Here is a 12296-nt window from a genome sequence, read left to right as displayed (position 1 = left end):
ATGTATACAATATAAAGTTACAAAATATGTTTAATGGCTTATCACAAATGCAACAGCAAAGCATGCAAGCTCTTTACTTGCAAAGCACCTAACGCAATTGCGATAATCGCCTTTCCTTAATAAGACTGAGCCAATCAGCAACCTCCAATGGAGCTACCATGTCAGAGATCATTAATCAGCGCCTTGATGCCATTCGTCAGGAACTTACCAAGCATAATCTAGATGCATTCATTATTCCTAGAGCTGATGAATACCTCGGGGAATATGTCCCAGAGCGAAATGAGCGCCTACTTTGGGCAACGGATTTTACCGGTTCAGCTGGCATGGCCATCGTATTAAAAGATAGCGCAGCAATTTTCATTGATGGTCGTTATACCGTTCAAGTTAAGCAACAGGTGAGTGCAGAGTTATTTAGTTACCAAAGCTTATATGACACACCACAAGTAGAATGGTTAATTGAGCAACTTGGCGCAGGTAAAAGAGTGGGTATCGATAGTCGCTTACACACGCTAGCTTGGTTTGAACAAGCCGAGCAGAAACTGATTAAAGCTGATTTGAGTTTAGTTTGTGTTGATGAAAACCCAATTGATATCCATTGGCATGACCGCCCTGCGCTTTCAAGTGAGTTAATTACCTTATTTAGCCATGAAGGTGCGGGCCGTAACAGTCTAGACAAACGCCAACAAATAGGTGAGTTAGTTGCCAAAGAAGGCGCTGATATGGCTTTGATTTCTGCACTTGATTCATTTTGCTGGTTATTGAACATTCGTGGCAGCGATGTGCCACGACTCCCTGTGACGCTTGGTTGCGCCCTGTTATCAGCTAATGGTGATATGACCTTATTTGCTGATAGTAATAAACTGCCAGCAGGCTTCAATGAGCATGTAGGCAGCGGCGTTGAATTTAAAGATGAGTCATTACTTGCTGATGCTCTGGCTCAATTAGACGGTGTTAAATTACTTGCTGACCCGAATACTGCGAATGCTTGGAGTCAATTAACAGCTAAAAATGCTGGGGCGATTCTAATCGCAGGTAGCGATCCTGTCGCACTACCTAAAGCACAAAAGAATGCAGCAGAACTTAATGGCATGCGCGAAAGCCATGTCAGAGATGGCGTTGCTGTCAGCCGTTTTCTTGCATGGCTTGACCGTGAAGTGGCTGCGAATATCATGCACGATGAAGCTGAACTCGCTGATAAACTTGAATCGTTCCGCTTAACCGACCCGCTATATCGCGAGCCGAGTTTTGATACCATTTCTGCCACTGGCGGCAATGGCGCTATGTGTCATTACAATCACCTCGATGGCACTCCAAGTAAAATGACCATGAACAGCATTTATCTTGTTGATTCTGGTGCACAGTATATTGATGGCACCACTGATGTTACCCGTACGGTAGCAATTGGCGATGTGACTGCTGAGCAGCAAAAAATGTTCACATTAGTCTTAAAGGGACATATCGCGTTAGACCAAGCTAAGTTTCCTAAAGGAACGTCAGGTCAGCAACTTGATGGCTTTGCTCGTCAATACTTATGGCAGCATGGTTTTGATTACGATCATGGTACAGGTCATGGTGTTGGACACTTCTTAAGTGTTCATGAAGGCCCTCAACGCATTGGTAAGAATGTCAATAACGTGGCACTAGTACCAGGTATGGTGCTATCTAATGAGCCAGGTTACTACCGCGCAGATGAGTTTGGGATCCGTATTGAAAACTTAGTTGCCATCGTGCCGTCTAAGCTGGTAAATCCTGAAAGAGAAATGATGGAATTTGATGCACTTACACTTATCCCTATGGATAAGCGTTTAGTTGATAAGTCACTATTGTCTGATGCTGAAGTGAACTGGTTTAACGCATATCACGCGCTAGTATTTAAGACGATTTCACCATTGATGCAAGGTGAAGACTTAGCGTGGTTAACTGAAGTGACTAAAGCTATTTAAGCAATTTAAGCCGCTCCAGTTAAGTCATAAAACACTCGTCATAAAAGCCAAGCTGATTTATAGCTTGGCTTTTTCATTTGTAGCAATAGCAATCCGTTCAGTGGCATTAACACTAGAAACCACTATCGACTCGAGAGAACAATTCAATAGAGTGACTCAGTTAACGATTAACACAGGAATTAAGTTAAGAATTAATCGATTTTTTTGTTATACTCCGCCGCCGCTTGTTATGGCCGCTATACTTTTAGCTTTATGTGAGTGTTAGCACTAACCTGGACTTAGCATCTGAACTTAGCTTAAGTGAACAAGCCAATTTACTGTTGAATAATGTGATTACCATAGGAATATAAACCGATGAAATTTGAATCTTTTAGCTTCGCCCCTGAAATATTAAGTGCGATCGCTGATTGCGGCTATAAAACTATGACACCTGTTCAGCAGCAAGCTATTCCAGCGATTCGCCGCGGTGAAGATGTACTCGCAAGCGCACAAACAGGTACTGGTAAAACCGCAGCGTTTGCCTTACCTATGCTGCAAAAAATGGTAGAAAACCCACGCGAATTACAACACTCAAACACTCGCGCATTAATTCTTACACCAACACGTGAATTAGCTGCCCAAGTTGCCGAAAACATTAACGACTACAGCAAGAACATCAACATTGAAGTGTTGACTATTTATGGTGGCGTTAAAGTCGCAACGCAAGCGCAAAAGCTTAAACGTGGTGCTGACATCATTGTCGCTACACCAGGTCGTTTATTGGAGCACCTTCTAGCGTGTAACTTGAGCTTATCAAACGTTGAGTTTCTAGTGCTTGATGAAGCTGACCGTATGTTAGATATGGGTTTTAGTACTGACATTCAAAAGATCCTTCAAGCAGTCAATAAGCAACGTCAGAACTTACTATTTTCGGCGACTTTCTCAACGGAAGTTAAAAAGCTGGCAAACGAAATGCTCGATAAGCCAAAAGTGATTACTGCCGATAAACAAAACACCACAGCAGCAACGGTAAGCCAAGTGGTTTACCCTGTTGAGCAGCGTCGCAAACGTGAGTTGTTATCTGAATTAATTGGTACTAAAAACTGGCAGCAAGTTCTCGTCTTCACAGCAACTCGTGATGCAGCTGATGTATTGGTCAAAGAATTAAACTTAGATGGTATTCCATCAGCTGTAGTACATGGCGAAAAGGCACAAGGTAGCCGCCGCCGTGCATTACGTGAGTTTGTTGAAGGTAAAGTTCGCGTGTTAGTCGCAACAGAAGTGGCTGCACGTGGCTTAGATATTCAAAACCTTGGCTATGTAGTTAACTACGATTTGCCTTTCTTAGCAGAAGATTATGTTCACCGTATTGGTCGTACTGGCCGCGCGGGTAAATCAGGTACTGCTATTTCATTTGTAAGTCGTGAAGAAGAGCGCACATTAGCCGATATCGAAAAGTTAATTGGTCAGCCAATTCGTCGTATCACAGTGGCTGGTTATGAAGTTGGTAGCCGTGAGCTATTACTTAAGCAAATTCAAAAACGTCGTAGTTTTGCTAAAAAACAACAACGTTCAGACAGTGCTGGCGCTCAGGTTGCTGCAGAGCGCAACATGCAAGGCCGCCGAGTCACCGTCGGTAAATCAACCAGTACCGTTAAGTACAAAAAATTGAAATAATTCCCATAGTAAGTTTTACATTAAAGGCGCTGATAGCGCCTTTTTTATTGCTTGCTGCTTATCTTTAATAATAAAAAGTAAATCCATATTCACTTTTATTTTAATTTGATGAAATAAAAACTGCTATGCTCGGGTCTAGTATTAGCCGCTGTTAAAGCGAATTTGAACGAATCTTCCCTTTTAATTGAATATGGATTTCAGCATGTTAAAAAAAATTATCTTAGCCGCCGCAGTGACTCTATTTAGCTTACCTTCATTGGCTAAACCTATTGCTAGTGATGAATACCACGTCATGCCACTAATGAATGGACAGCAAATCCCTAGTGTCGATCTTCATGATGTAGAAGGGAATAAAGTTAATCTTGAAGAACTCACAGCAAAAAAACCAACTATCTTCTTTTTCTATCGTGGTGGTTGGTGTCCTTTTTGTAATGTGCAAATGGGCCAATTAAAGGCAATTGAGCCAAAACTGATTGAAATGGGCTTTCAATTAGTAGGGATTTCACCAGATTCACCAGAAAAATTAAAAGCGTCAATCAACGACAACGAATTAGATTATTTACTCTTGTCTGATGAGAAAATGGAAGCATCACAAGCATTTGGTATTGCGTTCTACACCAGCGAAAAAGTGACTTCTATGTATCAAGCAAAGCTCAAAGTAAACAACACACTTTGGACTACGCCTGAAGGTGACAAGCGTTTAGTGTTACCTGTTCCTGCCGTTTATGTAGCTGATAAATCAGGTCTGGTACATTTTCAGTACATCAACCCAAACTATAAAGTTCGCCCTGCTCCAGAGCTAATTTTAACTGCAGCGAAATTACTTCAGCAGCAGTAATTTTAAGTTCATCGTTATATTGAGCGGCATATACGGCAGCATTGAGTTAAGTTTGTAGCAGCAATTAAACCTCCTCTGCTACAATACATTCAACGTAAATAGATTAGTCGCAATACTCCATCATAGATGATTCTGTGATGGAGTAATTTAATGAAACGGTGCCCAAAATAGTGCAAACCCAAACATACAATCAAGCCATTTTAGATGTTGCAGAAGCTGGCATTAAAGCACTGCAAGATTCTGCTGAAAATCAAAAAGCCACCCGCACCCCAGCTCAAGAAAGCCATTTTTTATGCGCATGGTTAGTTGAGTCATTTCGGATAAAACGTTTTTCTAAAATTGTCGCCGATGATATTTCAGCATGGATAAGAATGGCTCGCAGTCAAGGTGCTGGCGCTATGTTGCCGCAACTGTTTGAACGTATCGCAAAGCAATATCGTCAAGTTGAGCAAGCTGAGTTAACCCAACTACAAAGCGTGACTCAATTACTAACTGAACTTGAAAATGAAGATTGGTTTGTCATCTCAGACAGTGCCTTTTCAGATAACAGTAATACTAAACTCAAGCTAGCAGGTAATGGACAGTCGAGTTTAGTGGTGTGTGAGTTACAACTTGAAGGCCATTTTGATGGTGAAAAGCTAATTAAACCTTTGCCTATTTATGTGCGTGGCGATGAAAACCATTTTGCAGCTAAAGCTCTAGAAAAAGGTTTATTAGTCAGCCCTGGTAATAAAAAGACCAGCCTAATCAAACACCATAAAACCTATACAATTGCTCCCAACAACCAACTTAAAGCATTATGCTTTCTAGTTCAGTAATTTAACTATTAGTTGAGTAACTTTAGCTAAGTACTATTAGCTAAGTACTATTAGCTAAGTACTATTAGCTAAGTACTATTAGCTAATAAGCAGCTTTAATTAAGTATTGATATTTAAATTATAAAAGTTACTTTTTGACCTATAAGGTCGTGGCTACTTATCCGCGACCTTTCTACTTCTTAGTCTCACCGATTTCACCTAGTAAACTTTTACCACTTGCTTTTCATGCCTTTAAACTTCAGCTTCAAGATTGATTTTCATGTTTTAGTCTGGATTTGTAGATTCACTTGCTTATACTGATTTCATTAATATCGAAACAAAATCATCTTCAATCCACTTATTATCGTAATAAAAGAGACTAAACATGCCATGAACCCTTAAATATGTAATTGCTTTACACTGTTATGTCATGGGGCTCACCCGTCGGCTTAGGTTTATTCTTTTTCTTATCTTGTTCTGGTACCGGTATTTTATTCTGGGGAATATCTCACTTTAAAAGCCAAGCTAAATAATCATTAGCGTCAAGAAAAATAGGTTTCATATCAAGTGGCAGTGCTCATCACAGCGCTGTTCTGCTACACTTCATTTGAGTTCTTTTTCATAAGATAAATTCGTTATGCAGCGCCAACCCCTTCGCCAAGCTAAGACCATTGATAATGTCTTTAATAGTGCCTATTGGCATTTAAGCCAACAGGATTTCACCATTAGTGAAATCCGCAGCAAACTTGAGCGTAAAACCGATAACCAACAGTGGATTGACACTGTACTGGCTAAGCTTATCGAAAGTGGTTATTTAAAAAGCAATCAAGATTTTGCCATTCGCTACTGTGAGCTCGCTTTTCATAATGAAATCGGTACAGGCGCGATTAAAAGAAAGTTACAGCAACGTGGTGTATCGGCCTCTGAAATTGAACAGGCGATTGAGCAAGTTATCGAAGCTCAAAACGTCGATACATTTGAGATGGCAACTTCAAGACTACTCAATAAGTTTGAAACCTTTTACAGCACCAACAAAGAAAAAGTTTACGCTCAAATGAGTACCAAAGGCTTCTCTCGCGCTGAAACCGATCACGCTCTAGCTCAACACCCACAACGAGACACTCTCCGTAGTAAGTTAGCTATCAAGGCTGATAAGTCAGACTTAAAAACTGAAATTATTAAGCTTTATAACAAAGGCAAAGGCGAGAAGGTTATTTTACAAGAGCTAAAACAGCGCTTAATAGATGTCAGTGACTTTGAGGACGCGATATATCAGTTAAGTCTTACTGAGGAAGCAGACTTTTATCAGAGCTGTAAATCCCAACTAGACAAAAAACGTTACGACTTATCAGACTACAAAGAAAAATCCAAAGCTTACGCCTATTTATCCCGAAAAGGCTTTGGTAGCGACGAGATTAAAGAGGCGATGCGTCTCGAAGATGAATAACAAAAAGTTATATTCCTAACGAATTAACTTACTAGACTTAGCTTACTAAACTTAGCTTACTAAACTTAGCTTACTAAACTTAGCTTACTAAACTTAGCTTATTAGACTTAACCTATACTTTTCAGCCACCTCTTTTATCAAGGTTAAAACTAAAAAGGATTTAGGCTATATCCTTGTTGCGCTAATATTGCATGGGCAGTCATCGCCGATAACGCCATATCCACACCAGGTAATAGCGATGCATTATCTAATTCATAATAAGCCGCACTCTGACCACAAATATAGATTCTCACTCCGTGACTGACTAGCTGACTCACTAAGGCTTTATTGGCATTTGCAACTTTTGCTTCATTAACAGTTGAAGCACTTGTAGCCGCGATCTTTGTAGATTTGTTTGTTTGCTGCCCCTGTTTAGTTTGTTGAGCATGGTAAAATTCATCATTAGCTAAGTCAGCAACCGATGCGCCGTGAACCACCATGGCTAATTGAATATTTTCAGGCTTTACTCCCGCTGCTACATGCATATTAATAAAACGCGCCAAGGTATTTAAATTGCGATTAACTTCTCCTGCTTTAGCAGGTTTACTCATATCAAACGCCACTTTAAACACCATATCTTGCGGTATTGAGAGCTGAGAATCGACAGTAGCTATTTTGCCGTAACCTTTAATTGCAGTGCCATCCTTGAATGCATCCATACCTGCATTAACTGGCAGCATAAAGGCAGTTAATACCATTCCAATAACACTAATAACAACGAGCTTAATACTTGCAGACATGGACATTCCTTATTTATGTCATCACACAATTGTTTTTACACTATGAACAGCAAACCAAGAGTAAAGCATCTTTTATTTACCTAAGTTATCAGATAAATTTAATCCAAATTCAAGTTTGCTTTAAAGCTAAATTGAACTAGTGATAACTGACACTAAAAGCTTAACCATCAGTGCTATCTTGCGCCAACAGCTTTGGTTATAATAGCCAACTTATTACAGCCGTGTCAGCATGAGAAATGCAGCATGCTTATTTAGCCGTATGAATCTATTTTACTCATACCTCAGAATCCGATTTTAGGAGTTTCCATGGCTCGCCAAGTCATTTATACCTTTAAAGGTAAAACCAAAGTTATCCCATTTAGCTATGATATTCATCACGACTTATACGAAGCCGCAGCAGAAGCTGAAGGCATCGATTTAACAAGCTTCTTAGCAATGGAACAACAAGTGGCAATGACCTCTAAAAAAGGCGCTAAAGCTGAAAAAGAATTCCGTAAAACTGAGTTTGCTCGCTTTGGGTTTACCAGTATCAAATTTGTCAGAGAAGATGACGAAGAAACACCAGCTAGCTAATTCAATAGGGCTATCATGATTAATACAGAACACGCTAACTTTCCTAGAGCCAGCTTTATTAAACGCTGTGGCGCTATGATTTATGATGCTTTACTTGCCGTCGCCGTTTACATGGTTGCTGGAGTCATTGGGTTCGGACTCTTTTTTGGCCTAACGAGTACTGGTGTAGTCAGTATGAACGGCCATGAACACGTTTCAGATCTATTGAATCAAACACCACTTTATCAGGGCTTTTATCAGCTTTGGTTAGTGGTATGTGTAGCTGGCTTTTATGCCATTTTTTGGAGCCGCGGCGGTCAAACCTTAGGTATGCGAGCTTGGCGCTTAAAAGTGCAACATCCAAATGGACAAAACTTAAGTTTCATTACTGCTGTGGCTCGTGTTGTTTGGTCTTTTGCTGGGATCGGTAATTTATTTATTCTAATTAATCCTGATAAGTTGGCCTTACAAGATAAAATGACTCGTTCTGAAGTCGTTGTATTATCAGTAGAAGCCAACCAAATGAGAAATTGGCACGGCGCATAACGTCAACTGCAACTTCTTGTTTCCCAAATCAGAATGCCACTAAAGCCAATTGCACTGTCAATTGGCTTTTTTATTGCTAAAACACCGCTCTCATTTAAGAGAGTGTCGATAATAAACCTATAGAAATTAATGCAATACGCTAGCATACGAATGTTACTTGGCGAGATAAGCATACTGGAGTATCTTAATAAGAAGGTATGGTGAAAATATCGGCTCCGAGGCGTCGCTTCTCGTAGTAGTTTTCAGCTTATTCAGGGAATATATTGCGTAAAGGGATGAACGAAAGTTTTGAATACACTGATTGCGATTAAAAAATTGCTTTTAAACTATCTGAACCGTGGTACAGAGCTTTATGACGATCCCGAAAAACGTCATAAAATTCTGATTATCAATTGGTTTGGCATGGTTGGTTTTTCCATTACCTTTATTTTGGGCATCAATGCCTATTTTGAAAATAATAGCAGTTTATCAATCATACTATTATTGTCCTGCGTGTTGTTTTTCCTTTCCCTACAAAATCATTGGCTATTTCTAAAGCAATACCGTTTTGAAACATCAGGCACCTTAATTCAGCTCAGTTTGCTGACCCTAATGCTCTACCTTGTCTATAGTGGCGGCGCCAATAATACCGGCCCTTTGTGGATATTCTTAGTACCTCCCGTAATGATGTTTTTTGGTGGTTTAAAAGGTGGCTTACGAAATACTCTCGGTTTTATAACCTGCTATTGCATCATTATGTTTTATCCCAATGACGAACTATTACTAGCCACCTATACCTATGAATTTAAAACACGGGTGCTCTATTCGTTGCTGACCTTAACGTTTTTAGCTGGTTATTATGAGTACTCACGTCACCAGTCTTTTTTGCACGTGAAGCAACTCAGTGAAAAATTTGAACAACAAGCGCTTCGCGATCACCTCACTGATATTCCTAATCGCCGCGCCATGATGGAACAACTCAATTATGAATATGCCCGAGTACTGCGCAATCAGCATGCTATGAGCATTTTACTTATTGATGTGGATTTTTTTAAGCAGGTGAATGATCAATATGGTCATTCCTACGGAGATGAAGTACTGGTTAAATTGGCTAAACTTTTTACAGGCACTCTGCGTAAACAAGACATGATCTCTCGCTGGGGCGGAGAAGAGTTTTTAATATTGCTGCCCCATACACCTTTTAATGATGCTTATGAAGTGGCTGAAAAAATCAGACAAACCATTCGTAATAATCCCATTCTTTATGAAAATATCACTATCCCAATTACTGTCAGCATAGGTATTGGTAAAGCGGACATCACTCACTCTGTCGATTCTGCGATATCTCAAGCCGACGAGTACCTTTACTACGCAAAAGAGCACGGTAGAGACAGTGTACATCCTAAAATAGCCAGCTAGCTGCCATTTATTTCACACTGCCATAAAAAAACCAACCACTCTGAATAACAAAGAGGCTGGTTTTAATCATCACTGTCACGTGCAGCTATATTATTGTCGCGCTAGTGCTTATTCCAGGTTAGGTTACTTTTTACTTCAGGTTACTTCCTAATAAAGTAAAGCGCCCCTGCACTAAACAGCAAGGCAGGCATACTGGCACTGATATAAGCAGGTAAGCCATAAACGATACTCAGTGGCCCAAATATTTCACTACAAATATAAAAACTGAAGCCTGCAACCACACCCAACAATACCCGCGCGCCCATGGTCACCGTTCTTAATGGACCAAATACAAATGACAATGCCACTAATATCATAACCGCCACAGTCACTGGCTGCATAATCTTGCGCCATAATGCCAATTCGTAACGGCTAGGATCTTGTTGATTCACTTTAAGATAATCTAAATATCCTATTAAGCCTTGGATACTCAAGGCTTCAGGTTTAACAGACACCACACTGAGTTTGTCAGGGGTTAATGTCGAATTCCAAACCCGCTCTTCTTGATACTCTAAGGTGATTTTATCTTCTGTGATGTGGGTGTTTTTAACATCCAATAATCGCCACACACCATTAGCAAAGTTAGCTCGCATCGCTTGGGTCATGGTTTTTAACTTTAAATCATCATCAAATTCATAAAAAGTGATGTTATTTAAAGTGTTAATGGTTTCAACTTCGCCAATATTCACAAACAAATCGCCATCACGCGCCCAAACCCCTCGGTGAGATTTAATTAAACTCCCACCTGACACTTTGGTTGCTTGTAATTCTTTAGCACTGCGCTCTGCGACTGGTGCGCCCCACTCGCCTAATGCCATTACAATTATCATAAGCGGAATGGCTGTCTTCATCGCTGATATTGTGATTTGCAAGCGAGACATACCAGATGCTTGCATGACTACAAGCTCCGAGTTCGACGCGAGCATTCCCATACCAATCAATGCGCCCAGTAACACAGCAATAGGAAAGAACATTTCGATATCACGTGGGATAAGGAAAATCACATAGATCATCGCATCTAACATAGTGTAAGCGCCGCGGCCTACAACTCGTAACTGATCAACCCATTTAATAATCCCAGACAAACCTGTCAAGATAAGTAAACATAAGGCCGATGTGCTGATGATAACGCGAGCGATATAGAGATCTAATATCTTCATGATACCACCTGCTTGCGCTTAAATACTTGCAGTAGCTTGGCACCACTTGGGCGCTCTTTACCTAACAAGAACAAGCCCATTAACAGCGCGGAGCCATGGATCCACCACATACCTAACGCTAATGGGATCACTTCATCTTCTAACGCTTTACGTCCTGCAACCATCAAACCGAAATAGCCTAAATACAGTAAAATAGCAGGGAACATCTTGGCAAACTTACCTTGCCTCACATTCACCCTTGCTAACGGCACAGCAATTAAGGTCATTAATGGAATGGCTAGAGGTAATGCTAAACGCCACTGGAACTCAGCCACCGCTTCAGGACCTGGCGTTGTCAGTAGTTCATTAACAGGAAGTGCTGATAACTTTCTGCGCCTCTCATCAACTTCTTGTTCTTTGATTTCCATTCGATAACCACCGAATTCAATCATTTGGTAATCAAGATTTTGAGCACTACCTTGGTATCTAATACCGTTATCTAATTGTAATTGCTGACTGCCGAAGCGATCTTCCACCACTCGACCTTGTTCAGAAACCACCACATTGGTTAAGCCTTCTTCATCTTCTGGATCGGGAAGTTGCGCTACGAATACATTTTGTAACTCATTAGATTTCGATATTTTTTCAACAAACAAAACCGCGCGACCATTAGGGCTTGCTTGAAAGCGCCCTTGAACAATCGCCGCTAAGCCTGCCTCAGACTGCGCTTGCTCTAATACTTGGTTTTGCTTCTCTTCCGCCCAAGGGCCGACATAAAGCGATAAAACAGCAGTAAAAACTAAGTTTGCGACCGCAAGCAGTAAGGTCACCCTAGTGACATACCACTCACTTATCCCAACGCCATGGAGTACCACCATTTCGTTTTCGGCATACATTCGCCCATGGGCCAGTAATATCGCCAAGAAAAAGCTCAACGGCAATACCAGCACGGTGAGTTGCGGCAAATTAAGCCCTAATAATGTGAGCACTAAAGATGCAGGGAATTCGCCATTTGAGGCATCCCCTAATACGCGCACAAATTGTTGGCTAATAAAAATAGTTAACAGCACCAAAAGTATCGCAAATTGGGCTTTTAAAACTTCAACGATCAAGTATCTAAATACAATCACAGGTAGGATCCACTGTCTAAACTTGTCTTTTT

11 protein-coding genes are annotated in these 12296 nt (G+C 40.6%); 8 read left to right on the top strand and 3 right to left on the bottom strand.

The genetic code is table 11. From position 1 onward, the window contains the following. The first annotated feature begins 158 nt into the window (after positions 1-158). The 5 genes from AC0L4E_RS04495 to AC0L4E_RS04475 all read left to right on the top strand — a co-directional run bounded on the left by AC0L4E_RS04495 (position 159) and on the right by AC0L4E_RS04475 (position 6681). Positions 159-1943 carry an aminopeptidase P family protein gene (locus AC0L4E_RS04495; protein WP_473678187.1) on the top strand — a complete coding sequence of 595 codons (1785 nt, stop codon included), beginning with the start codon at positions 159-161 and terminating at the stop codon, positions 1941-1943. 354 nt (positions 1944-2297) lie between these two features. Continuing rightward, positions 2298-3599, top strand: coding sequence for a DEAD/DEAH box helicase (locus AC0L4E_RS04490; RefSeq protein ID WP_473678186.1), 1302 nt, complete (start codon positions 2298-2300; stop codon positions 3597-3599). Positions 3600-3801: 202 nt separating this feature from the next. Further along, entirely contained in the window at positions 3802-4437 is a 636-nt protein-coding gene (locus AC0L4E_RS04485; RefSeq protein WP_473678185.1) for a peroxiredoxin-like family protein, read from the top strand. Between the two features lie 170 nt (positions 4438-4607). Next, entirely contained in the window at positions 4608-5255 is a 648-nt protein-coding gene (locus tag AC0L4E_RS04480) for a DUF2913 family protein (RefSeq protein WP_473678184.1), read from the top strand. 616 nt (positions 5256-5871) lie between these two features. Continuing rightward, complete coding sequence (locus AC0L4E_RS04475) at positions 5872-6681, top strand: RecX family transcriptional regulator (protein ID WP_473678183.1); 810 nt, start codon at positions 5872-5874, stop codon at positions 6679-6681. A gap of 149 nt (positions 6682-6830) precedes the next feature. Here the strand turns inward: AC0L4E_RS04475 and AC0L4E_RS04470 are convergent, their stop codons facing one another. Continuing rightward, the gene (locus AC0L4E_RS04470) at positions 6831-7418 is read right to left on the bottom strand and encodes a DsrE family protein (protein WP_473681518.1); all 588 of its coding nucleotides are present in this window, start codon (positions 7416-7418) and stop codon (positions 6831-6833) included. A 348-nt stretch (positions 7419-7766) separates the two neighbouring features. Here AC0L4E_RS04470 and AC0L4E_RS04465 point away from each other — a divergent pair, with 348 nt between their 5' ends. The 3 genes from AC0L4E_RS04465 to AC0L4E_RS04455 all read left to right on the top strand — a co-directional run bounded on the left by AC0L4E_RS04465 (position 7767) and on the right by AC0L4E_RS04455 (position 9956). Beyond that, positions 7767-8033: a DUF2960 domain-containing protein gene (locus tag AC0L4E_RS04465; RefSeq protein ID WP_473678182.1), complete on the top strand. Its 267-nt coding sequence runs from the start codon at positions 7767-7769 to the stop codon at positions 8031-8033. Between the two features lie 15 nt (positions 8034-8048). Further along, a complete protein-coding gene (locus AC0L4E_RS04460; RefSeq protein WP_473678181.1) occupies positions 8049-8558 on the top strand; it encodes an RDD family protein in 510 nt (169 codons plus the stop codon). A 288-nt stretch (positions 8559-8846) separates the two neighbouring features. Then, on the top strand, positions 8847-9956 hold the full coding sequence (locus AC0L4E_RS04455; protein WP_473678180.1) for a GGDEF domain-containing protein: 1110 nt from the start codon (positions 8847-8849) through the stop codon (positions 9954-9956). Between the two features lie 140 nt (positions 9957-10096). Here AC0L4E_RS04455 and lptG read toward each other — a convergent pair whose 3' ends face one another. Then, complete coding sequence (gene lptG, locus AC0L4E_RS04450) at positions 10097-11155, bottom strand: LPS export ABC transporter permease LptG (protein WP_220751578.1); 1059 nt, start codon at positions 11153-11155, stop codon at positions 10097-10099. Beyond that, positions 11152-12264, bottom strand: coding sequence for an LPS export ABC transporter permease LptF (lptF, locus tag AC0L4E_RS04445; RefSeq protein ID WP_473678179.1), 1113 nt, complete (start codon positions 12262-12264; stop codon positions 11152-11154). Before lptF ends, lptG begins: the two co-directional genes overlap by 4 nt. Positions 12265-12296: the final 32 nt, after the last annotated feature.

It is taken from the genome of Shewanella sp. GJ50-10, from assembly GCF_055808815.1.
Note: the sequence above shows the minus strand (reverse complement) of the source record. Positions and strands in the feature narration are given on the sequence as shown.

Coding starts and splice junctions, on each gene's coding strand:
- AC0L4E_RS04495 (WP_473678187.1), top strand. CDS start 159: ATGTCAGAGATCATTAATCAGCGCCTTGATGCCATTCGTCAGGAACTT.
- AC0L4E_RS04490 (WP_473678186.1), top strand. CDS start 2,298: ATGAAATTTGAATCTTTTAGCTTCGCCCCTGAAATATTAAGTGCGATC.
- AC0L4E_RS04485 (WP_473678185.1), top strand. CDS start 3,802: ATGTTAAAAAAAATTATCTTAGCCGCCGCAGTGACTCTATTTAGCTTA.
- AC0L4E_RS04475 (WP_473678183.1), top strand. CDS start 5,872: ATGCAGCGCCAACCCCTTCGCCAAGCTAAGACCATTGATAATGTCTTT.
- AC0L4E_RS04470 (WP_473681518.1), bottom strand. CDS start 7,418: ATGGTATTAACTGCCTTTATGCTGCCAGTTAATGCAGGTATGGATGCA.
- AC0L4E_RS04465 (WP_473678182.1), top strand. CDS start 7,767: ATGGCTCGCCAAGTCATTTATACCTTTAAAGGTAAAACCAAAGTTATC.
- AC0L4E_RS04460 (WP_473678181.1), top strand. CDS start 8,049: ATGATTAATACAGAACACGCTAACTTTCCTAGAGCCAGCTTTATTAAA.
- lptG (WP_220751578.1), bottom strand. CDS start 11,155: ATGAAGATATTAGATCTCTATATCGCTCGCGTTATCATCAGCACATCG.